The sequence below is a fragment of the Microbacterium sp. GQ128 genome, from assembly GCF_059758615.1.
Map to the genome: position 1 here is coordinate 1 of NZ_JCAXDY010000003.1, position 22,894 is coordinate 22,894.

Below are 22,894 nucleotides of genomic sequence, written 5' to 3' on the forward strand. Positions count from 1 at the left end.
CCATGCATCCGCGCAGACCGGGTGCGGGGCGCCGGGGAACGGTCGCAGCCGGCGTCACATCAGGATCGTTGCGAGCGGCGACCGCCCACACCGGCCTTGCGGAGCTGATCGGCGATGAGGATTCCCAGGGCAGTGGTACCGACGCAGCTGGCCAGCGTGATCGTGAAGAACAGCGCCTGCACGGCGAGCGGGAAGCTGCCCAGATCGAACGACGCCCACGCCAGCACCGGGTACACGAAGCTCACCACGACAGCGCCGACATAGTGCATCCACGTGCCCCAGTACCGCCAGATCACGAAGAGGAACGGCAGCTCGGTGAACGCCGCCCACCACAGATTCGTCGCCACGCTGCCGAACCCGTATCCCGAGAACGGCACGATCACGAGGCCGGCGAGCAGGCCCACCAGGAGCCCGACCAGCGGGCGTCGCAGCAGACGCAGCGCGATGACCGACGGCAGCATCCAGAGCCCGGCCAGCGCCACGCTCGCGAAGGGCGCCACGGGGAAGAGCAGCGTCGACAACCAGTTCGCCGGCGCCAGCAGCAGGCCGCCCGCCACACCGAGCGCGGCACAGGTCAGCAGGATCGCGGTGGGAAAGCGGAACCGCCCACCCGGCTTTCGCGCGGTACCGCCCGATCCTCGCCGGGAAACCGCCGCGTCCGTGCCGCTCATGCCAGCGGCTCCGCTGCCGCCTCGCGAGCGGCCTTCGATGCCGGAGAAGCCGCGCCGATCTTCCAGTACCCGCAGAAGCTCACGGCGCTCTTGTCGACACCGCGCTCACCCACCAGGTGCTTGCGGGCACCAGAGGCGAGCGCCTGCTCACCGGCCGCATACGCGTGGAACGGGGCATCGGGCAGCGCGGTGCGGCCCAGCGTCTGCAGCGCCAGCGCACCGGGAGCGACATCGTGAGGGCGCACGATCCAGACGACCTCGAGACCGGACGGATGCGGGAACTCCAGCGCATCCTCCTCGCTCGGCACCTCGATGATCGCGGTGCCGGTGGCATCCACGGGCAGCGATGCGCTGATCGAGGCGATCGCCGGCAGTGCCGTCTCGTCCCCGACGAGCACGACGCGATCCGTGCCGCGCTGCGGGTTGAAGGTGAGCCCCTCGTCGATGATCAGCACATGCTCACCCGGCTGGCAGGTCTCCGCCCAGCGCGATGCCGGACCGGCCGTGCCGTCGGCGGCCGAGCCGTGCAGCACGAAGTCCACGTCGATCTCGGCGCCGGCCTCCGCTGTCGCCGCACGATACGCGCGCACGCTGTAGTTGCGCATCACGGGCCGTTCGCCGTCGGGGATGCGCAGGAACTTCAGATACCCGAACATCTTGTTCGCCTTCGCCGGCACCCGCTCGAGGCCCGCATCGCCGCCGATGGGCAGGAACAGCCGGAACCACTGGTCGAAGCCCATCGGCCGGAACTTCTCGATCTCACCGCCGCCGAGAGTCACGCGGATCCAGTGCGCCGAAAGCCGCTCGGTGCGCAGGACCGTCAGATGGATGAGCTCGGTGGTCTCGGGTTTGACCAGCTTGCTGTATGCCATGGGGCGCCTTTCAGGGAAGCTGCCAGGGGAAGAAGGCGACGAAGATGGCGGCGGACGCCAGCAGTGTCGTGAGGGTGAAGACGGTGTCCCGCACACGGAACGGCACGAGATGCCGCTCGGTGCGGGTGGGATGGGCGCCGAAGGCCCGGGAATCCATCGCCAGGGCGACGCGCTCGGCATGGCGGATGGCACCGGCGAGGAGCGGCACGATGTAGCCCCAGCCGCGAGCGATGCGGGCGAACGGTCCGCCCCCGCCGTGGTACCCGCGCACCCGGTGCGCCGCGCGGATCACAGCCAGCTCATGCCCGAACCTCGGCACGAACCGGAACGCCGCCAGCGCCGTGTACCCGACGCGGTACGGCACCCGCAGCTGCTGCACGCTCGCCCGCACGAGATCCGGACCACTGGTGGTGAGTCCGCCGACGAGGGCGAGCGCCGTGATCGAACCGAGGCGCAGCGCCGTCGCCGACCCGATCACCAGAGCACCGCTGTAAAGCGTCCAGTCGCCGATCCGCACGAGCGGCGTACTGCCGTCGACGAGACCGGCGTCCACCCACAGCGAGAATCCGACCGCGACCAGCAGCATGCCCGCCGGGAGTCCGAGCAGCAGCAGAGCGAGCAGTCGACGCGTGAGGCGGGCGCCGACCAGGATCAGCACGTACGCGAGCAGGAGGAACGCGGCCGGGGTGGCGAGGTCGCGGACGAACACGAGCAGCACCATCGCCGGGGCGAAGCCCGCCACCTTCGCGAGCGGATTCAGAGCGTAGAGGAACTGACGCGGCGAGGTCGCCGTCATCCGGGCATAGGGATCGAACGCACGATCTCCGGCGGCGTGGGGAACGCGGCGTGCAGCGCTGCCCGTGACGCCGGCGCTCACCGGGTCACCTCGAGGCCTGCGGATGCCAGCACGCGCTGCAGCGCCGGCATGCGGAGCCCGGCGTCGGCGAACAGCTGCTGATCGCGGAACAGCGACGCGGTGGGACCCGCCGCCCGCACCCGCCCTTCGGCGAGCATCACGATGTGCGTGCTGTGCTCCGCCACGAGCTGCAGATCGTGCGTGACGATCACGATCGTCGTGCCTTCGGCGCGGAGGTTCTGCAGCAGATCGAGCAGCTCGGCCGCCCGCGCGCGGTCCTGCCCGAACGTCGGCTCGTCCAGCGCGAGGACGCGCGGCCGCGTGATCAGAGCCGTGCCGACCGAGAGCCGTCGCTTCTCGCCGCCCGACAGCAGGAACGGGTGCACGCCCGCCTTGTGCTCGAGGCCGAACCGCGTGAGCATCTCCTCGACGCGGGAGGCGATCTCCGTCTCCGGCACATGCCGTAGCCGCAACCCGTGCGCCAGCTCGTCGAACACCGTGTGCGCGATGAACTGGTGCTCCGGGTTCTGGAACACGAAGCCGAGGCGCGCGGCGAGGTCGCGGGGCGAGGCCGTGCCCGGATCGATGCCGTCGATCGATACCTGACCCCGCGGGGGCGGCACGACGCCCGCGAGAGCCTGGATCAGGGTGGTCTTGCCGGCACCGTTCGCGCCCACGATCGCGGTGAGGCTCCCCGGTTCGAGGTCGAGGTCGATCCCGTGCAGGATCTCGGTCCGTCGGCGCCGCACGGTCAACCCGCGGGCACGGATGATCGCCTCGGTGGCGCGTTTCGTCTCGCCGCCCCGCTCATCGCCTCGCTCATCGCCCCGCTCATCGCTCGTCGACCGCGGCGGCGTTCCGCTCGTCGACTGAGCAGAGGAGGAAGAGGCGGCATCCTCCGCGAGGGCGGCGCCGAGCTCGTCCGGAGTCAGCGGCAGGGGATCGAAGGAGAAGCCCCGATCCCGCAGTCGCAGCGCGGCGAGCGTCGCCGCCGGCAGCCAGACGCCCATCCCGACGAGTTCGTCGGCATGCGTACGGATGACCTCGGCCGCCGGCCCGTCGAACACGACCCTGCCGTCGCGGTCGAGCACGATGGTGCGCGTGACGAAGTCCATCGCCGCGTCGAGGTTGTGCTCGACGAGGAGGATCGCGCGGTCTCCGGCGGCGACCACATCGGCCAGTGCCGCGTAGACGTCATCGATGCCCTGCGGGTCGAGGTTGGCCGTCGGCTCGTCGAGCACGATCAGCGGAGAGCCCATCGCGAGGGCACAGGCGATCGCGAGCCGCTGCCGCCCTCCGCCGGACAGGTGATCCGGGTTCTCGTCGCGCCGATCCCAGAGTCCCACCCGACGCAGCGCCGCTTCGACGCGGCCCCGTACGACGTCGAGTGCGAGCAGGAGGTTCTCCGGGCCGAACGCCACCTCGTCGTAGACGGTGCCCGTGACGATCTGCGCATCCGGGTCCTGGAAGACCATGGCGACGTGCGTGCTCAGCGTGGCCGGCTGCGCGGCGGCGGTGTCGATTCCGCCGGCCTCGACCGTGCCGGTCATGGTCGCAGGCAACGCGTGCGGGATCAGCCCGTTGAGGGCGAGCGTGAGGGTGGACTTGCCGGAGCCGGATGGTCCGAGCAGCAGCACGACCTCTCCGGGGTCGATGTCGAAGGTCACGTCGCGGGGCGAGGGGTGCGCGGCATCGGCGTGGGTGAGCGAGAGCTCACGCACGCTCAGCAGGGGCGCGGATGGGCGCACGGCGGAGTCCCGGGTCGACGGATCGTACTCGTCTAACTTAGCTGAGCCTTACCTGATCCGCCATCGACCAGAAACCCGGCGGTCAGCGCCGAGCGACCCCGGCCCTGCGCAGCGCCGAGCCGATCGCGAGCCCCACTGCGGTCCACGCGATCGGGCCGAGCACCGAGATCGCGAGGTACAGGATCTGCGCCCATACAGGCATGACCGACAGGTGCGCGGCGAAGAACACCACGACCGCGACGATCACACCGATCACGGCCGCCGAGATGAAGAAGCGCCACGGCCCCCAGGACCGGTAGCGGGTGAGGGCGGCGACGCCCTCCTGGATGAGCCCGAACAGCAGGGCGGTGCCGATGAACCGCAGCGCCCAGGCCGGGTTGAAGGCACTCGCGATCAGCGCCGCGAACACGTGGGTGATCAGGGCGACCAGCGGCAGTCGCAGCACCTCCTGCGCGATGATCCCCGGCAGCACATGCGAGCCGAGCACGAGGCCGTAGAGGAACAGCAGGGGACTCGCCAGCAGCACGGGGGTCACCCATCCGGCGATGCCCGCGAGGATGCCCGTCGCGACGCCGATCGCTGCGCAGACGAGCAGTACTCGGGTCGTCAGGACGGGGGTGCGGGCCACCTCTCCAGCTTACTGTCGACCTATCGGGAGGGCGGCCGTGCATAACCCTGGCCGATCGGCGAAGGCCGGTTGGCCGATCGACCAGTTCTCTCTCCGGCGGCGAAGAGCGGGGCTATGTTGGCCGCGGTGCAGCAACGCGGTTGCACCGTGATCATCGGGAGCAGCACATGGGTCGAACACCCCTCCGGATGGCAGCAGCCACCACCCTGGCGACTCTGTTCATCGCATCGACGGCAACAACCGGCTACGCCGCGACCGAGGAGGTGACGCATCCTGTCCCGGTCGCGGGCACCCCCGGCCACTACATCGTGGTCATGAAGGCCGATCCGCTCGCCAGCTACGAGGGCGACGTCAAGGGCCTGAAGGCCACGAAGCCCGCCGAGGGCGAGCAGCTCGAGACGCAGTCGCAGGACTCGCAGCGGTACGTCAAGCACCTCCAGACCCAGCAGACCGACCTGATCAGCGACGTGGGCGTCACGCCCGACAACACCTATCAGGTCGCACTCAATGGCTTCAGTGCCGACCTCTCCGGCGAGCAGGTCGATGCGCTCCGTGCGTCGAAGGACGTCCTCGGCGTCTACCCGGACGAGGTCAGGCACCCCGACGCGCAGACGTCCACCGACTTCCTCGGGCTCGGCGACGACCGCAAGGGCCGCGGAGGCGTGTGGCAGCAGACCGGCGGCGTCGAGAAGGCCGGCGAAGGCGTCGTGGTGGGCGTGATCGACACCGGCATCGCGCCGGAGCACCCCTCCTTCGAGGGCAAGAAGATCAAGAAGCAGAAGAAGCAGCAGAGCCGGCACAAGGGCAACCAGCCCTACACCGACGGCACCTACGTGTACTTCGACAAGTCCGACGGCGGGCAGTTCCAGGGTGCGATGGTCGAAGGCCAGGATTGGGACAAGAGCGACTACTCGTCGAAGCTCATCGGCGGACAGTACTTCTACACCGGAGCCGAGGCCGCCGGCTTCGACTTCCAGTACGACTACCTCTCGCCGCGTGACGGCGACGGCCACGGCTCGCACACCGCGAGCACCGCGGCGGGCAACTTCAAGGTCGACGCCGCGATCGAGGACGTCGACTTCGGCACGGTCTCGGGCGTCGCCCCCGGTTCGAAGGTCGCGGCCTACAAGGCCTGCTACGTCGGCCCGGACACGACCGTCACCACCGACGACATCTGCGCGCTGAGCGACCTGGTCGCCGCGATCGATCAGGCCGTCGCCGACGGCGTCGACGTGATCAACTACTCCATCGGCGGCGGGGCTGCGAGCACGGTGCTGGCGCCGGAGGACATCGCGTTCTTCAACGCCGCGGCTGCGGGCGTCTTCGTCGCGACGAGTGCCGGCAACGACGGCCCCGACCCGGTCACGGCCGACCACGCGTCGCCCTGGTACACGACCGTCGCCGCATCGACCATCCCCACCTGGGAGGGCACGGTGCAGTTCGACGGGTTCGAGCAGGCCGGAGCATCGGTGAGCGTGCCGTTCGGTGAGAGCGTCACCGGCCCGTCGATCGCCGCGGTGGATGCCGCCGCGGCCGGAGCCGTCGACCCGCAGCTCTGCCTGCCGGGCACCCTCGACCCCGCGAAGGTCGCCGGACACATCGTGGTCTGCGACCGCGGCGGCAACGCACGCGCCGAGAAGTCGCAGGTCGTGAAGGATGCCGGGGGCATCGGCATGGTCCTCGTGAACGTGCCGGGTGGAGCGGACTCGCTCGACAACGACTTCCACGCCGTCCCGACCGTGCACCTGAACGCCGTGCACCGCGCCGCCGTACTCGCCTACGTGCAGGGCGGCGTCGACCGTCCGATCACCCTCGTCGGCGAGAACACCACCGGCGTGACCACCCCGACCCCGCAGATCGCGGGCTTCTCGAGCCGCGGACCGATGCTGGCCGACGGCAGCGATGTGCTGAAGCCGGATGTCGCGGCCCCGGGCGTCGCGATCCTCGCGGCGACGAACAACGGACCCGATGAGGAGCCGACCTTCGGCATCCTCTCCGGCACCTCGATGGCCTCGCCGCACGTGGCCGGTCTCGGGGCGCTGTACCTCGGTGAGCACCCGAAGGCGACGCCGGGTGAGATCCGGTCGGCGATGATGACCACCGCCTACGACACCGTGCTGCCCGACGGATCGAAGAACACCGACCCGTTCGAGCAGGGTGCGGGTCAGGTCGACCCGAAGCGGTACCTGAACCCCGGTCTGCTGTACCTCAACGGGGTCAAGGACTGGGCGGCGTTCCTCGATGGGAAGGGCCTGTCGGACTTCCCGGGGATCGAGCCCATCGACGGCAGCGATCTGAACCAGGCGTCGATCTCGATCGGCTCCCTCGCCAGCGCGCAGACCGTCACCCGCACGGTCACGTCGACCGAGAAGGGCACCTTCACCGCGAAGGCCTCCGTCCCGGGTGTCGACGTCAAGGTCACCCCGCAGCAGCTGAAGTTCGACAAGCCGGGTCAGACCAAGTCCTTCACCGTCACGTTCGACAACAAGAGCGCGCCGGTGGAGGAGTGGGCGACGGGTTCGCTCACCTGGAAGAGCGCGAAGAACTCGGTGCGTTCGCCGATCGCGGTGTTCCCGGTCACGGCGGATGCCCCGGCAGAGGTCACCGGCACCGGCGTCGACGGCAGCACGTCGGTGGAGATCACCCCCGGTCTCGACGGCGACCTGGCTCTCAACCTCTCGGGCCTCACCGCCTACGAGCTGCTCAGCGACCCGGACAACCCGGTCGAGGGGCACTCGGGCGACGAGAACTCGGGTGATGCGAACAAGGACGTCGCCTGGATCGTGGACGTGCCGGAGGGGACGACGCTCTCCCGGTTCGACCTCGACTCGTCGGACGACGACGGCAGCGACCTCGACCTCACCGTGTACCGCGTGGTGAGCCCGGACGACCTGCGGTACTACGAGAACTGGCAGTCGGCGACCGGCTCGGCAGACGAGCAGGTCACGGTTCCGGCCCCGACCGCCGGCACCTACCTGGTGGTGGCGAACGTGTACTCGACGACGGGGCCGATGACGTGGGACATGTCCTACGCCAACGTGCAGCCGGGCGGCGAGGGTGCGTTCACCGCGACGCCGAATCCGATCGCCGCCGTCCGCGGTGAGAAGACGAGCTACGACCTCAGCTGGACCGGCCTCACAGCCGGCACCCGCTACCTCGGACTCGTCCAGTACGGCGACTCGGCCGTCCGCACCGTCGTGACGGTGACGACGCCGGACGCGGAGAAGCAGACGCCGCCGGCCGAGGCGCCGGAGACCCCGGCACCGGAGACGGATGCACCGGAGGCAGAGGCCCCGGAGACTCCCGCACCGGAGACCCCGGCGCCGACTCCGGCACCGGAGACCGGGGCACCGGAGACGCCGAAACCGGAGTAGCCCCCACAGCACAGCGCCCCGCGGTCTCCCTTCCGCGGGGCGCTGTGTGCGCGCACGGGCATCCGTTCATCGCGTGATCGGTGCCGCTCGTCGCAGCATCCGCTTCCGGCTCCGTGTCCGGCCTCCGCCCTTTCCTAACGTGGGGGAACGCAATGTCGCGTATCCCGAGGAGACTCCCATGACCGCACCGGGCACCGAACCCGTCATCGTCACCGACCCGAAACTCCCCTCCGTCGCCCTCACCGAGGAGCATCACGAGAAGGCGAACCGCTGGACCCTGCCGAAGGTCATCCTCTGGGCGGCGATCGCCCTGCTGGGTGCCGTCGCGTGGACCATGCTCGCGATCGTCCGCGGCGAGACCGTCAACGCGATCTGGTTCGTGTTCGCCGCGGTCTGCACGTACCTGATCGGCTACCGCTTCTACTCGAAGGTGATCGAGAAGTACATCACCCGGCCCGATGACCGCCGGGCCACGCCCGCCGAGGTCAAGCAGGACGGCAAGGACTACGTCCCCACCGACCGGCGCGTGCTCTACGGCCACCACTTCGCCGCCATCGCCGGCGCCGGACCACTCGTCGGACCGGTGCTCGCCGCGCAGATGGGCTACCTCCCCGGCACCATCTGGATCATCGTCGGCGTCGTGCTCGCCGGTGCCGTGCAGGACTACACGGTCCTCTTCTTCTCGATGCGCCGCGGCGGTCGCACGATCGGCCAGATGGCGCGACAGGAGCTCGGCAAGATCGGCGGCACCGCGGCGATCATCGCCTCGCTGCTGATCATGCTGATCATCGTCGCGATCCTCGCCCTCGTCGTCGTCAACGCGCTCGGCGAGAGTCCGTGGGGCGTCTTCTCGGTCGCCATGACCATCCCGATCGCGCTCTTCATGGGCGTCTACCTGCGCTACCTGCGTCCCGGCAAGGTCACCGAGGTCTCGATCATCGGCTTCGCACTGCTGATGGCCGCGATCATCGGCGGAGGCTGGGTCGCCGGCACCGAGTGGGGTCAGGCGATCTTCCACCTCGACCGCACCACCATCGCCTGGGGCATCATCATCTACGGCTTCATCGCCGCTGTGCTCCCGGTGTGGCTGCTGCTGGCCCCGCGTGACTACCTGTCGACCTTCATGAAGATCGGCGTGATCGTCATGCTCGCCGGAGCCATCGTGCTGGTGCGCCCCGAGATCACGGTCCCGGCGATCAGCATCTTCGGCGAGAACGGTATGGGTCCGGTCTTCGCCGGTCCCCTCTTCCCCTTCCTGTTCGTCACGATCGCCTGCGGAGCGCTGTCGGGATTCCACGCGCTGATCGCGTCCGGCACCACGCCCAAGCTCATCGAGAAGGAGCGCCAGACGCGCTTCATCGGATACGGCGGCATGCTCATGGAGTCGTTCGTCGCGATCATGGCCCTCGTCGCCGCGATCTCGATCGACCAGGGCATCTACTTCGCGATGAACGCGCCGGCCTCGGCGACGGGCGGCACGGTCGAAGGGGCCGTCGCCTTCGTGAACTCTCTGGGCCTGACGGGGGTGAACCTCACGCCCGAGATGCTCACCGGCACGGCCACGCTGGTCGGTGAGGAGTCGATCGTGTCGCGCACCGGTGGGGCTCCGACCCTGGCACTCGGCCTCGCGCACATCATGCAGCAGGCCCTCGGCGGCCAGGCGCTCATGGCGTTCTGGTACCACTTCGCGATCATGTTCGAGGCGCTGTTCATCCTCACCGCGGTGGATGCCGGCACCCGTGTCGCGCGCTTCATGCTGCAGGACTCGATCGGCGCCTGGTTCCCCAAGTTCCGTGACGTCTCGTGGCGTCCCGGCGTCTGGATCTGCACCGCGATCATGGTCGCCGGCTGGGGAGCGATCCTCATCCTCGGCGTGACCGACCCGCTCGGCGGCATCAACACCTTCTTCCCGCTGTTCGGCATCGCGAACCAGCTGCTCGCCGCGATCGCGCTCGCCGTGGTGCTGGCGATCGTCGCCAAGCGCGGCCGCAGCTACTTCAAGTGGCTGTGGATCATCGCGCTGCCGCTCGCCTTCACCGCGGTCGTGACCATCACGGCGTCGCTGTACAAGATCGCGTCCCCGGTGCCGGCCATCGGCTACTGGGCGAACCACTTCAAGTACGTGGCCGCCCGTGACTCGGGTGACACCGCGCTCGGTGAACCGGCGGTGCTCGACGCGGTCATCCGCAACACGGCCGTGCAGGGCACCCTGTCGATCATCTTCGTCACGCTCGCGATCGTCGTCATGGTCACCGCCGTGATCGCCACGGTGAAGGCCATCCGCAACGGCGGCGGCGAGAACACCGAAGACGAGCCGGTCGCCTCGCGCCGCTTCGCCCCGGCCGGGTTCCTGCCCAGCTCCGCGGAGCGCGAGCTCGAGAAGCAGTGGGAGCCGATCCTCGCCGACGAGCGCAAGGCCTCGTCGCACTGAGATGGCCGACACCATGAGTCGGACGGATGCCGCGACCACCCTCCTGCGGACGCTGCTGGGCGCCGTGGGACGGGTGGGCCGCGGCATCCGCTGGTACATGACGAACCTGATGGGCGACAGCGCCTATGCGACCTATGTCGCCCATCAGCGGCGCGTGCACCCGGACGAGGAGCCGCTGACCGAGCGGCAGTTCTGGCGGCAGCGGATGGACGACCAGGACCGCAACCCCGGTGCGCGCTGCTGCTGAGATCTGCGGCGGCGCCCTAGGCAAGCTATGACGAACATTCTGGTCATAACTCCGCGTTATGGCTAATATGTTCGTCATAGCTACGTCGAGGAGGTGGCACGCATGGCCGGATATCGCATCACGCGGGACATGGAGGCTTTCGGCGAGCACATCCGGGGATGGCGCATGGTGCTGGGGTTGACGGCCCAGCAGGTCGCGGAGCGAGCGAACATCTCCCGGGACACGCTGCGCAAGATCGAGACGGGCAACGCGTCGGTGACGTTCGAGAACGTCGCTCAGGTGCTGCGGGCGCTCGGCATCCTCGAGGCGGTCGTGAACGCCGCCGACCCGTTGAGCACCGACATCGGTCGGCTCCGCGCATCGAGCCTCGAGAAGACACGCGCGCGATGAGCGACTATGAGGTCTACAGCGACGACCGTGGCGACATGCAGCTGGTCGGACAGGCGCATTTCACGACGGGCAGGTCGCTCGCCACCACCTTCCTCTATGACGCTGCGTACCTCTCACGTGGCGGCGTGAACATCGATCCGTCGCTGCAGCTCGTTCCCGGCCCCCAGTATCAGCCGGGGATGCTGCGGGCGTTCTCGGACAGTTCGCCAGACCGTTGGGGCCGCAACCTCATCGACAAGGCCGAGCGGATAGCCGCCCGCGAGGCCGGTCGGGCTCCGCGGAGCCTCGATGACGTGAGCTACCTCTTGGGCGTGAGCGACGACACCCGCCAGGGCGCGCTGCGCTTTCGAGCCGCGGGGACGGAGAACTTCCTCGGTGCGGAAGCTCATGTCCCGGCGATCGTCGAACTTCCGAACCTCCTGCGCCGCAGCGACGAGCTCTCCGGCGACGAGGACTACACCGAGGCGGTCAAGCAATTGCTCGACACCGGGACCACAGGCCTGGGAGGCGCGCGGCCGAAGGCATCGGTGCGACTCGAGGACGGGTCTCTCGGGTTCGCGAAATTCCCGCATTCCAGCGACGATTGGGACGTCATGGCCTGGGAGGCGACCAGCCTCGGTCTGTTGTCGGATTGCGGTATCGCCGTGCCGGGGTTCCGTCTCACACGACTGGGGGAGCGCTGCGTTCTCATCCTGCGCCGCTTCGACCGGGACGCGACGCAGCAGCGCGTCGGATACATCAGCGCCATGACGGCGATCGGCGCCGCGGACGGCGAGCACCATGACTACGTCGAGATCGCCGACGCCATCCGCGACATCGCGCGTTCGCCTCGCGCCGGGCTCGCCGACCTCTACGACAGAGTGATCGCCAACGTCGTTCTCGGCAACACGGACGACCACCTGCGCAACCATGGTTTCCTCAGCGATGGCAACGCCTGGACGCTCAGCCCCGCCTTCGACGTCAATCCGAATCCGGATCTCGCCAGGAGCCGGTCGACCTCGATCGCCGGTGCCGACACGTATGACACGGAGATCGAGGGTCTTCTCGCGCTCGCGGACGACTGCGACCTGACGCAGCGCAGGGCGCGGGAGCACATGGCGAGGGTGGCCGAGACGCTCTCGTCGTGGCCGGATCGCGCGCGACGCAATCGCATCTCCGAGAAGGAGATCTCACGCATGGATGAATCGATCGCACCGAGGCTCGACCTCGTGGCCGCGGCCGGTCGAAAGTAGCTGATCCCATGACCGACGTCGTCCTCGCAGCGGTCCTCGGCGTGCTCGGCGGCGTCGTCCTGACGCTGCTGCTGCTGCTCGCCCGCCGGCTCGCGCGCGGGGCGACCTACCTCGGCAGCGACGCGGAGCAGGCGGCGCTCACGGCTCTGCATCAGGCGAGCCTCGCCGCTCCGCACCTGCGCGCAGGTCTCGCGGCCCCCGATGTCGTCAAGGCCGCACGCCATCTGCGGGTGCTGCTCGGCAGCGCCGCGGTGGCGATCGTCGGCTCCGACGACACGGTCTCGTTCGACGGCTCGTCCGACGGGCTGGAGTCGGCGGCGGTCCGCATCGCGGCGCAGGTCAGGGCTTCCGGGCGTCGGCAGGTGTTCCCCGCATCGGGCCGTGACGACGACCTCGAGGCCGTCGGCGCGCCGATCCGTGTCGACGGCCGGGTCGTGGGCGTCGTCGTGGCGTTCGCGGCACCCGTGGGGGCGGCACTCGTGCGGGCGGCCGAAGAGGTGGCCGACTGGTGCGCGGCGCAGGTCGAGCTCGGCGGACTCGACGCATCGAGGACGCAGTTGGCCGAGGCGGAGCTGCGGTCGCTGCGGGCGCAGATCTCGCCGCACTTCATCTACAACGCCCTCACCGCGATCGCCTCGTTCATCCTCACCGACCCCGAACGCGCCCGGGAGCTGGTGCTCGAGTTCGCCGACTTCACGCGCTACTCGTTCCGGCGGCAGGGGGAGTTCACCACGCTCGCCGAGGAGCTGGGCAGCATCCACTCCTACCTCGAGCTGGAGCGCGCACGCTTCGGCGACCGGTTGCGGGTGACGCTGCAGATCGCGCCGGAGACCCTCGCGACGGTCATCCCCTTCCTCTCCGTGCAGCCGCTCGTCGAGAACGCGGTGCGACACGGGCTCGAACCGGGCGAGGGCGGGGGAGAGATCCGCATCGCCTCGCGCGACGACGGCACGCACACCGAGATCACCGTCGAGGACGACGGCGTGGGGATGGACCCCGAAGCCCTGCGGGCGACGCTCACCGCGAGCGACGACGGCGTGCACGTCGGCCTCCGCAACGTCGACACCCGGCTGCGCCAGCTCTACGGTGCCGACGGTGGTCTGGTGGTCGAGACGAACACCGGCGCGGGTACCCTGGTGGGCATGCGGGTCCCGAAGTCCCAACCGCAGCACGATCCGGACACCGAGTGACGACGATGACGATGCCGACGAACAGCGCGCTGCCGGTCGATGTCCTCGTCGCGGATGACGAGAACCCCGCCCTGGACGAGCTCGTGCACCTGCTGCGCACCGATCCGCGCATCGGCGAGATCCTCACGGCGTCGTCGGGGGCCGAGGCGCTGCGGCTGATGTCGGAGCGCGCGGTGCGGATCGCCTTCCTCGACATCCACATGCCGGGGCTCAGCGGCACCGAACTCGCCCGGGCCCTGATGACTCTCGCCGTGCCCCCGGCGGTCGTTTTCGTCACGGCCGACGATGCCAAGGCGGTGGAGGCGTTCGAGCTGCGCGCGGCCGATTACCTCCTCAAGCCCGTGCGGGCCGCGCGGCTGCGCCAGGCGGTCGACCGGGTGGTCGAGGTCGGCGACGCCACGGCATCCGGTGACGACGAGGTGCTGCCGGTCACGGTCGGCTCCGCGGTGCGGTTCGTGCGGCGCAGCGAGGTGACCTGGGTGCAGGCGCAGGGCGACTACTCCCGGCTGCACACCGGCGACGGCGCGGGCCATCTGGTGCGCATCCCCATCTCCGAGCTGGAGACGCGGTGGACGGATGCCGGGTTCCTGCGCATCCACCGCTCGTCGCTCGTGCGCGTCTCCGCCGTGACCGAGGCGCGTCTCTCCGGCGCGGAGGCCGCCGTCTCGATCGGCGGGCTCTCGCTTCCGGTGAGCCGACGGATGGTGCCGGCCGTGCGCGAGGCGCTGGTGCGCGGAGAGGGCGCCGGATGACCGAGAAGCCGAAGCGGGTGCGCGTCACGGCCGACCTCCCCGACCGGCGGCCGGCGACCCTCACCCGCGGCATCGCACTGCCCGGTGCTCCCGTGGACGAAGCGGATGCCGTGTACGCGCGGGCCCTGATGCGCAGCCAGCTCCGCCTCGCACTGGGGACGGTCGCCGGGTTCGTGGTCGTGGTCGTCGCGCTCACCCTGGCGATCGCGCTCATCCCCGAGATCGGCCGCATCCTGGTGTGGGGCCTGCCGCTGTCCTGGCTGCTGCAGGCGTACGCGTTCTACCCGATCATCGTGGTGTTCGCGGTGCTGTACGTGCGCACCGCCCGCCGCAACGAGCGCCGGTACCGGGCGCTGCGGGATCGCGAATGAACGCGGTGCTTGACCTCGTCGGGGTCGCGCTGGTCATCGTCGCGACGCTGCTGATCGGCATCTACGGCCTCCGTATCTCGCGCACGACGGGAGACTTCTTCGTCGCCTCGCGCACCGTGCGGCCGGTGTGGAACGCCTCGGCGATCAGCGGCGAGTACCTTTCGGCCGGCACGTTCCTCGGGCTGTCGGGCCTCGTGCTGCTCGATGGTGCGCGCGGCTTCTGGTTCCCGATCGGCTATGCCGCCGGCTACCTCCTGGTGCTCGTGTTCGTGGCCGCCCCGTTGCGACGCAGCGGCGCCTACACGATCCCCGACTTCATCGAGGCCCGGCTGGAGTCGACCTCCGCGCGGCGCGTGACGAGCATCGCGGTGCTCGTCATCGGCTGGCTGTACATCGTGCCGCAGCTGCACGGAGCCGGGCTCACCCTGCTGGTCGTCGCCGGTCTGCCGGAGTGGGTGGGAGCGGTGACCGTCGCGGTGCTCGTGGCGGCGGCGGTCGCGGCCGGCGGCATGCGGGCGATCACCTACGTGCAGGCTTTCCAGTACTGGCTCAAGCTCACCGCCCTCCTGGTGCCGGTGGTGTTCATCGCCTTCGCGCTCAGCGGTGGGCCCCACGACTTCGATCCGGCACTCGTGTTCCCCGTCGAGGCGGGGCCCTCAGGCTTCGACGTCTACGAGACGGCCTCCCTCTTGCTGGCACTGCTGCTGGGCACGATGGGCCTGCCGCACGTCCTGGTGCGGTTCTACACGAGCCCGACCGGGGTGTCGGCGCGTCGCACGACGGTGATCGTGATCGGCATGGTGAGCGCGTTCTACGCGGTGTCGAGCACGATGGGGCTGCTGGCCCGCATCGCCGCTCCCGACCTCGCCGTCCCCGGGGTGGCGGACACGGTGGTGCTGCTGCTGCCCTCGCGGGTCTTCCCCGGGCTGCTCGGGGAACTGCTGACCGCGCTGATCGTCGCGGGGGCGTTCGCGGCATTCCTGGCGACCTCGGCCGGACTCGTCGTGTCGCTCGCGGGCGTGATCAGCCAGGACGTGTTCTCCGGCTCGGTGCGATCGTTCCGCCTGTCGGCCGTGCTCTGCGCCGTCGTGCCGCTCGCGGTCGCGCTGCTCACGGCCCCGGCGGGCCTCGGATCGAGCGTCGGCGTGGTGTTCGTGGTGGCGGCGTCGACGCTGTCGCCCGTGGTGCTGCTCGGCGTGTGGTGGCGCGGGCTCACCGCTCGAGGAGCGGTTGCCGGGATGGTGTCGGGCGGGCTGGCCGCCGGTCTCGCGCTGCTCGTGCACGCGGCGGTCGGGGGAGTGGGGGTCGCGGCGCCCTACCTCGCGCAGCCCGCTGCCTGGACCATCCCGCTCGCCACGGCGGTGACGGTCGCGGTGTCGCTCCTCGACCCGCGGGGGCCGTCGCCGCGCACGGAGCGGTTCCTTGCGCGCGTGCACACTCCGGCGCGCGGCTGAGCCCGGAGGCTCTCGTTCCGACCGGAGCAGGCGCGGGACGCGGGGCGGCGCGTGGCTGGGTCAGGACTGGGCGGACCGCAGGGTCCAGGCGGGCCACCAGCCGTCGGGGAGGCGTGCGAGGAGGTGTGCGGCATCGTCGAGCTGCTCCGCCGAGAGCGAGGGGTCGGGTTCGCCGCCGCCTGACCGTCCGCCGCCACCCGGAGTGCGCAGCTCGGTGTGCAGCCAGCGCCGGTGCCCGACGGGGAAGACCTCCCGCAGGCCGCCGGCGGCGATGGCGAGCAGGGTCTCCTCGAGGTGGTCGGCGACGCTCTCGGCGGTCTCGTCGCACGCGTCGCAGGTGCAGCTGGGCGCGTATTCCCGGGTCAGGGCTCCGGCCTCGATGCGGACGGATTCGGCCGGCCCGGTGAGGGTGACCGTCGCCCCGGTCGTCGGGCGCAGGCGCCAGACGCGTTCCCCCGACTCGTCGGAACGTCGGTCGACGTCGACGTCGTACCAGGTCTCGAGGTGGTCGACCAGGGCGTCGACGACGGACACCACCGGCGCGAAGCGCTCCGGATGCGAGACCCGTGAGTAGGCGTGTTCCGGCGGCGAGTCGTCGCCCCAGCGGGATCCGTACTCGATGATCTGGCCGGACTCATCGACGAACTCCGGGACCGCGAGCACCGGACGCGTGAACGGCACCGGGGCGACGACGAAGTCGATGTCGACCTCGTCGCGGGAGAGGGCTTCGAACTCCTCCGCGTCGCGGTCGGCCTGCGGCCAGGAGGCGAGCATCTCCCGGAACGACTCGCGCTGCTCCGGGTGCTCCACGATCCCCCGCAGCAGGCCGGCGACCGGGATCGACATCATCGAGGTGCCCACTTCCGGCTCGCTCGTGAAGCGCCATAGCGCCGCCGGGTGCGCCACGGCGATCGCATTCCCCAGGAACCGCGCCGTCGCCTCCGCCGTCTCGGGAGCATCGAGGAGTTCCGGGTGCGCGGCCACGAAGTCCCACAGCGCGCTGAAGTCGGTGGCGAGGGCGGCGGGGTCCGCGCCGGCGTCACGCGCGAAGGTCTCGAAGGGCTCGAAGCCCTCCACGAACCGCGCGGGCGGGATCGGCTCGGCGCTCGGCCAGATCAGCATGGCGGAGGTCGTGGCGTCCGGCATCGGCGCGAGCGCGCCGGGGAAGATGTCCGTCGACGACATCGGACTCAGAGCTTCCGGCTCCGCGGCATGAGCCGCACGTCGGGGAGCGGCGGGGCCGGGATGCGTACATCGTGACCCTCGACGGCGCCGAAGCGGGGGGATGCCGCGCCGGTCGCCGACTCCGCCTCCCACTCCTCCCGCGCCGCGACGATCTCGTCGTGCGTTCGTCCGGCGAAGTTCCACCACATCACGATGTCGTCCTCGAAGGGCTCGCCGCCGAGCAGGAACAGCAGGGCGCCCTCAACGCTCGACACTTCGACCTCGTCGCGGGAATCGCCGAGGTAGAGGAGCCCGTTGCGGTCGAGCGGATGCTCTGCGACCACGGCATCGCCCTCGACGAGCATGAGCGCGTGCTCCCAGTCCGCGCGCAGCGGCAGACGCACCCGCAACCCGGGCGCGAGCACGATCTCCGCTCCGACGATCGGGGTGTGCACCGTGGCGGGAGAGCGCACGCCGGCGAACTCGCCGAGCACGACCGTGGCCTCGGCATCCGCGCCGTCGTCGGCCGGGATCACGGCGGCGGGCAGCTCGGTGTGCCGTTCGAATCCGGCCGCGCCATGGCGGGCGGAATCGGGGAGCACGACCCAGAACTGCAGGGCGTCGAGGGGCACCGGTCCGTCGCCGATCGAGTACTCGGAGTGCGAGATGCCGTTGCCGGCCGTCATCAGGTTGAGCTGACCGCGCCGCAGGTCGGCGTCGCTGCCGAGCGAGTCGCGGTGGCGGATCTCACCGACCAGCGGCCAGGTCACCGTCTGCAGCCCGACGTGCGGATGCGGCTCGACCCGCATCTTCGTGTCGGCGGGCCCGAACCGGTCGAGGAAGCACCAGGCTCCGATCGTCGGCAGGTTGCGGTGTGGCAGTGCCCGCAGCACGTTCATGCCGCGCACTCCGCCGAGCGGCACCTCGCGCGGCTCGAGGATGAGGCGGCGCTGCCCGATCATTCGGCTCGCCCCGTCGGGTCCTCACCTGCGGATCCGACGGGTCCGGAGGGAGACTTCGGCCAGCGGATATCGGCGCCGGGCACCTCATGCGTCTCGAGGTACTTGGCGATGTAGGGGCACAGGGGGACGATCGCCTCGCCGCGCTCCGTGGCATCCGCCAGCGCGGCCGCCGCGAGCTTTCCCGCCAGCCCTTGGCCCTGGAACGCCGGATCGACCTCGGTGTGGAGGAAGCGGATGGTCCCGGGGCGCAGGTCGAACACCGCGAAGCCCGCGAGCACGTCGTCGGAGCGGATCTCGTAGCGCGACTCTTCGTCGTCGCGGGTCACGGTGATGTCGGCCATCGGATGCTCCTTCGAACGGGGTGCCTCCAACCTACGCCCGCCCGTCGGGGGTGGGGTGGTCAGCCGACCTTCTCCATCACGGTGATTCCGTGCGCATCCTCCCGGCTCTTCTTGGGGAAGAGGAAGGTCAGCGCCAGGAAGGCGACGAGCATGATCGCGGGGACGATCAAGGTCTGCTGATAAGCCTGCGCCGCCGTGCCCGACCCTGCGGCCTCGAAGAACACCGAGGCGAAGATCGCGACGCCGACCGCGCTCGCGATCGCCTGGACCGCGGTGAGAACGCCCGACGCCGAACCGATCTCGTCATCCTTCACCGCCGCAAGGATCGTGCTGAACAGTGCGGCGATGATCGCACCTCCGCCGACGCCGAACAGGGCGATGCCCGGGGCGATGGTCCAGATGCTGAAGTCGCCCGGCTGCTGGAGCTCGATCCACAGCAGCCCAGCGCCCAGCAGCTGGGTCACCGCGCCGAGTTGGAGCACGGATCGGCCGATCTTCTCCGCGAGCCACGCGCCGCTGATCGCACCGCCGACCGCGGAGCCGAGCGCGAGCGGAAGGTTGCCCAACCCAGCCTCACCCGCACTGAAGCCGCTGCCGACCTGCAGGAACAGCGTCAGCACCAGCTGGGTACCGGTCAGGCTGCTGAAGAACAGGGCGATGCCCACCAGTCCGAATGTGTAGGCGCGGCGGGTGAACATCGTCGCCGTGACGAGCGGGACCCCGCCGCGGGCGAGCAGCTGTCGCTGCTGCCAGCCGAAGATGACGAAGCCGGCCAGACCCGCGGCCACGCACGCCCACGCCCACACCGGCCAGTCCAGCTCGGGGCCGAAGGTGAGACCGAGCACGAGAATGCCGGAGGACGCGACGATGACGGCCGCGCCGAGCATGTCGATTCGGACGGCACGATCTCCGGATCGTCGCGGCAGGATGCGCCACGCCACGATCAGTGCGATGACGCCGATGGGGATGTTCACGAGGAAGACCGACCGCCATCCGAGACCGAGGATGTCGGCCTCGATCAGCCCGCCGCCGATGATGGGGCCCAGGATGCCTCCGAGGCCCAGCGCCGGACCGAAGATGCCGAACGCGACGGCGAGCTCAGTGCCGGAGAGGTTCTCGCGCAGCAGACCGAGGCCCTGGGGGAGCAGCAGGGCTCCGGCCGCGCCCTGGATCAGGCGGAACGCGATCAGCAGCTCGGCGGTCGGGGCGAGTGAGCAGAGCAGCGAGGCGACGGTGAACGCTGCCAGCCCCACGAGGAACATTCGACGACGTCCGTAGCGGTCACCGAGGCGACCGCCGAGGATCAGTCCGGCTCCCAGTGCGAGCGCATAGCCGCCGATGACCCATTGCAGCCCCAGGGCATTCGTCCCCAGGGAGGACTCCAGCGAGGGACCGGCGACGTTGACGATCGTCGCGTCGAGCATGTCCATGATCTCGGCGGCGAGCATCACCCCGAGGATCGCCCAGCGCCAGCGATACGGAGTTTCGGTGGCCTTGTTCATTTCATCTCAATTCTTGATTATCAATCAAATTAGCAATAAGAAGTATTACCATGGAACGCATGGATGTCAAACGGCCCGAGCGGGCGCCGGAGGCGGGTTCGGCGTACGATCCGTCACGTCGGCACGACGCTGGCGAGATTCACGAAAGCGACATCCGCACCCGCGTGCAGCAGCTCACGATGAGGCAGCAACGCTTCGAGCGATCGATCGCGAAGCAGCTCGAACTCGATGCGCCGGGCCTAGAGGTGCTCGACCATCTCATCTCGCGTGGCCCCACGACTCCGACCGAGCTGGCTCATCGCGTCGAGATCTCGACCGCCGCCATGACCCTTGTCCTCAACAGGCTCGAGGACCGGGGGCACGTGCGTCGGGACCGGCATCCCTCCGACGGGCGCAAGCTCATCGTGACGGCGTCGGAGGATGCCGCAGCCGATGCCGAGCGCCTGATCGAACCGCTCATCGGCGAGGTCGAAGCGCAGATCGCCGCCATGAGCGACGAGGAACGAGCGACGGTGGCGAAGTTCCTCGACGACCTCATCCGCGCCTACGACCGGTCGACCGCGGGCTGAACCTCGTCGGCTGTGGATGACGCGCCGCCCGCGTCGGCGGGGGTCGTTACGCTGGAGGGATGCCGCAGACTCCCCGTGACCCGTACGCGGATCTGCCGTACGCCGACGAGCCCTACGACGACGGCTGGGAGTCGTCCGCACCGCCCGAGCCCATGGACTGGGAGCCGCAGGGCGCGGGCTACGAGCCGCCGCTCGACTGGGGGCAGGGGCCGGTCACTCCCGTGGCGCCTTCTTCATCCGCCGGCCGTGCGCCCGCCGTGCGCCGAGCCACCCCGAGCCGCTATCCGACCGCACGCGAGGCGCTGCACACCGTCTTCGGGTACGACGAGTTCCGCGGAGACCAAGCCGACATCGTCGAGCAGGTCATCGCCGGGGGAGACGCCGTCGTGCTGATGCCGACCGGTGGCGGAAAGAGCATCACGTACCAGGTGCCGGCGCTCGTGCGAGAGGGCACGGGGCTCGTCATCAGCCCGCTCATCGCGCTCATGCACGACCAGGTCGACGCGCTGCGCGCCAACGGCGTCAACGCCGCGTACCTCAACTCGACCCAGGCGATCGACGAGCGCCGCGAGGTCGAACGGGCCTACGTCGCCGGCGAGCTCGACCTCATCTACGTCGCCCCCGAGCGTCTGTCGAACGCGCAGACCACGGCCCTGCTGCAGCGCGGAACGCTCAGCGTCATCGCGATCGACGAGGCGCACTGCGTGTCGCAGTGGGGGCACGATTTCCGCCCCGACTATCTCGCCCTCGGCGACCTGGGCGAGCGGTTCCCCGGCGTGCCGCGCATGGCGCTCACGGCCACTGCGACCGCCGCGACGCACAAGGAGATCACCGAGCGGCTGCACCTCGAGGGGGCTGCGCACTTCGTCGCGAGCTTCGACCGCCCGAACATCCAGTACCGGATCGTGCCCAAGGTCGATCCGCGCAAGCAGCTGGTGGCGTTCATCAAGTCGCAGACGCCGGCGAGCGACGACGGCACCCAGCCCGCGGGCATCGTCTATGCGCTCAGCCGCAAGTCGGTCGAGCAGACGGCGACCTACCTCGCCGCTCAGGGCCTCGACGCGCTGCCGTATCACGCGGGTCTTCCCGCCGAGGTGCGGGCGGCCAACCAGGCGCGCTTCCTCCGCGAAGACGGCGTGGTCATGGTCGCGACCATCGCGTTCGGCATGGGCATCGACAAGCCCGACGTGCGCTTCGTCGCGCACATCGACCTGCCGAAATCGGTCGAGGGGTACTACCAGGAGACGGGTCGTGCCGGCCGCGACGGTGAGCCGTCGGTGGCGTGGATGGCGTACGGACTCGGCGACGTGGTGCAGCAGCGCCGGCTCATCGACCAGAGCCCCGGCGACCGCACGTTCAAGATGCGGATGGGGCAGCACCTCGACGCGATGCTCGCCCTGTGCGAGACGGTCGAGTGCCGCCGACAGAACCTGCTCGGGTACTTCGGTCAGGAGTCGCAGCCCTGCGGCAACTGCGACACCTGCCTCGACGACACCGAGACCTTCGACGGCCTCGTCCCGGCGCAGAAGCTGCTCTCGACGATCGTGCGGCTCAAGCGCGAGCGCAACCAGGCGTTCGGCGCGGGGCACCTGATCGACATCCTGCGGGGAGCCTCGACCGAGCGCATCCGCCAACAGGGGCACGACAAGCTCGCGACGTACAGCATCGGCAACGACCTCTCCGACCAGGACTGGCGCAGTGTCGTGCGGCAGCTCCTCGCCCGCGGCATCCTGGTGGCTCAGGGGGACTACGGCACCCTCGCGCCTGGCGAGCAGGCGGCGGGCGTGCTGCGCGGCGAGACCGCGGTGCCGCTACGCAAGGACACCATCGGGCGTCCGGCCTCGTCGTCGCGGGCGCGCAAGGCGAGCGCTGCCGACGCGCTGGATGCCGGTGACCGCGGGCTGTTCGAGGCGCTGCGCGCCTGGCGGGCCGAGACCGCACGTGAGCAGGGGGTGCCGGCGTACATCGTGTTCGGAGACGCCACGCTCCGCGCCCTCGCCGAGCATCGTCCGGCTTCCCTCGCCGACCTCGACGGCATCACCGGCATCGGCGCGAAGAAGCGCGAGGCCTACGGCGAAGGCGTGCTGGCCGTCATCGCCGCCGCCTGACCGCCGCGGCGAAGGGTGCTCCTGTCGTGAGG

At 70.0% G+C, this 22,894-nt stretch carries 20 protein-coding genes; 11 read left to right on the forward strand and 9 right to left on the reverse strand.

Features of this window, described 5'->3' with window-relative positions:
* Window positions 1-59 precede the first annotated feature (59 nt).
* From AC6CHX_RS10255 to AC6CHX_RS10275, 5 genes are all read right to left on the reverse strand, one after another.
* Window positions 60-671, reverse strand: coding sequence for an ECF transporter S component (locus tag AC6CHX_RS10255; protein ID WP_136040893.1), 612 nt, complete (start codon window positions 669-671; stop codon window positions 60-62).
* Entirely contained in the window at window positions 668-1,543 is an 876-nt protein-coding gene (locus AC6CHX_RS10260; protein ID WP_498272740.1) for a siderophore-interacting protein, read from the reverse strand. Before AC6CHX_RS10260 ends, AC6CHX_RS10255 begins: the two co-directional genes overlap by 4 nt.
* 10 nt (window positions 1,544-1,553) lie before the next feature.
* Window positions 1,554-2,339, reverse strand: coding sequence for an energy-coupling factor transporter transmembrane component T (locus AC6CHX_RS10265; protein ID WP_498273203.1), 786 nt, complete (start codon window positions 2,337-2,339; stop codon window positions 1,554-1,556).
* A gap of 77 nt (window positions 2,340-2,416) precedes the next feature.
* Entirely contained in the window at window positions 2,417-4,147 is a 1,731-nt protein-coding gene (locus AC6CHX_RS10270) for an ABC transporter ATP-binding protein (RefSeq protein ID WP_498272741.1), read from the reverse strand.
* Window positions 4,148-4,229: 82 nt separating this feature from the next.
* Window positions 4,230-4,775: an ECF transporter S component gene (locus AC6CHX_RS10275; protein ID WP_376102898.1), complete on the reverse strand. Its 546-nt coding sequence runs from the start codon at window positions 4,773-4,775 to the stop codon at window positions 4,230-4,232.
* Window positions 4,776-4,963: 188 nt separating this feature from the next.
* Between AC6CHX_RS10275 and AC6CHX_RS10280 the strand changes: the two genes are divergently transcribed.
* The 9 genes from AC6CHX_RS10280 to AC6CHX_RS10320 all read left to right on the forward strand — a co-directional run bounded on the left by AC6CHX_RS10280 (window position 4,964) and on the right by AC6CHX_RS10320 (window position 16,216).
* Window positions 4,964-8,149, forward strand: a complete 3,186-nt coding sequence (locus tag AC6CHX_RS10280) for a S8 family peptidase (protein ID WP_498272742.1) — start codon at window positions 4,964-4,966, stop codon at window positions 8,147-8,149.
* 178 nt (window positions 8,150-8,327) lie between these two features.
* Complete coding sequence (locus AC6CHX_RS10285) at window positions 8,328-10,580, forward strand: carbon starvation CstA family protein (protein WP_498272743.1); 2,253 nt, start codon at window positions 8,328-8,330, stop codon at window positions 10,578-10,580.
* 1 nt (window position 10,581) lies between these two features.
* Window positions 10,582-10,827: a YbdD/YjiX family protein gene (locus tag AC6CHX_RS10290; RefSeq protein ID WP_498272744.1), complete on the forward strand. Its 246-nt coding sequence runs from the start codon at window positions 10,582-10,584 to the stop codon at window positions 10,825-10,827.
* A gap of 102 nt (window positions 10,828-10,929) precedes the next feature.
* Window positions 10,930-11,217, forward strand: coding sequence for a helix-turn-helix domain-containing protein (locus AC6CHX_RS10295; protein ID WP_498272745.1), 288 nt, complete (start codon window positions 10,930-10,932; stop codon window positions 11,215-11,217).
* On the forward strand, window positions 11,214-12,449 hold the full coding sequence (locus AC6CHX_RS10300) for a type II toxin-antitoxin system HipA family toxin (RefSeq protein WP_498272746.1): 1,236 nt from the start codon (window positions 11,214-11,216) through the stop codon (window positions 12,447-12,449). Before AC6CHX_RS10295 ends, AC6CHX_RS10300 begins: the two co-directional genes overlap by 4 nt.
* An 8-nt stretch (window positions 12,450-12,457) precedes the next feature.
* Window positions 12,458-13,639, forward strand: a complete 1,182-nt coding sequence (locus tag AC6CHX_RS10305) for a sensor histidine kinase (RefSeq protein WP_498272747.1) — start codon at window positions 12,458-12,460, stop codon at window positions 13,637-13,639.
* A gap of 11 nt (window positions 13,640-13,650) precedes the next feature.
* The gene (locus tag AC6CHX_RS10310) at window positions 13,651-14,391 is read left to right on the forward strand and encodes a LytR/AlgR family response regulator transcription factor (RefSeq protein WP_498272748.1); all 741 of its coding nucleotides are present in this window, start codon (window positions 13,651-13,653) and stop codon (window positions 14,389-14,391) included.
* A complete protein-coding gene (locus tag AC6CHX_RS10315) occupies window positions 14,388-14,762 on the forward strand; it encodes a heavy metal transporter (protein ID WP_136040904.1) in 375 nt (124 codons plus the stop codon). The genes AC6CHX_RS10310 and AC6CHX_RS10315 overlap by 4 nt, the downstream gene beginning before the upstream one ends.
* The gene (locus AC6CHX_RS10320; protein ID WP_498272749.1) at window positions 14,759-16,216 is read left to right on the forward strand and encodes a sodium/solute symporter; all 1,458 of its coding nucleotides are present in this window, start codon (window positions 14,759-14,761) and stop codon (window positions 16,214-16,216) included. The genes AC6CHX_RS10315 and AC6CHX_RS10320 overlap by 4 nt, the downstream gene beginning before the upstream one ends.
* A gap of 60 nt (window positions 16,217-16,276) precedes the next feature.
* Here AC6CHX_RS10320 and AC6CHX_RS10325 read toward each other — a convergent pair whose 3' ends face one another.
* The 4 genes from AC6CHX_RS10325 to AC6CHX_RS10340 are packed head-to-tail and all read right to left on the reverse strand — an operon-like array spanning window position 16,277 to window position 20,185.
* Window positions 16,277-17,401, reverse strand: coding sequence for a DUF6226 family protein (locus AC6CHX_RS10325; protein ID WP_498272750.1), 1,125 nt, complete (start codon window positions 17,399-17,401; stop codon window positions 16,277-16,279).
* A 5-nt stretch (window positions 17,402-17,406) separates the two neighbouring features.
* The gene (locus AC6CHX_RS10330) at window positions 17,407-18,342 is read right to left on the reverse strand and encodes a pirin family protein (RefSeq protein WP_498272751.1); all 936 of its coding nucleotides are present in this window, start codon (window positions 18,340-18,342) and stop codon (window positions 17,407-17,409) included.
* On the reverse strand, window positions 18,339-18,683 hold the full coding sequence (locus tag AC6CHX_RS10335; protein ID WP_452327129.1) for a GNAT family N-acetyltransferase: 345 nt from the start codon (window positions 18,681-18,683) through the stop codon (window positions 18,339-18,341). Before AC6CHX_RS10335 ends, AC6CHX_RS10330 begins: the two co-directional genes overlap by 4 nt.
* A gap of 59 nt (window positions 18,684-18,742) precedes the next feature.
* Window positions 18,743-20,185: an MFS transporter gene (locus tag AC6CHX_RS10340; RefSeq protein WP_498272752.1), complete on the reverse strand. Its 1,443-nt coding sequence runs from the start codon at window positions 20,183-20,185 to the stop codon at window positions 18,743-18,745.
* Window positions 20,186-20,244: 59 nt separating this feature from the next.
* Between AC6CHX_RS10340 and AC6CHX_RS10345 the strand changes: the two genes are divergently transcribed.
* Both AC6CHX_RS10345 and recQ read left to right on the forward strand, forming a co-directional pair.
* Window positions 20,245-20,754: a MarR family winged helix-turn-helix transcriptional regulator gene (locus AC6CHX_RS10345; RefSeq protein ID WP_136040910.1), complete on the forward strand. Its 510-nt coding sequence runs from the start codon at window positions 20,245-20,247 to the stop codon at window positions 20,752-20,754.
* A gap of 59 nt (window positions 20,755-20,813) precedes the next feature.
* Window positions 20,814-22,862, forward strand: coding sequence for a DNA helicase RecQ (gene recQ, locus AC6CHX_RS10350; RefSeq protein ID WP_498272753.1), 2,049 nt, complete (start codon window positions 20,814-20,816; stop codon window positions 22,860-22,862).
* The last annotated feature ends 32 nt before the right edge of the window (window positions 22,863-22,894 follow it).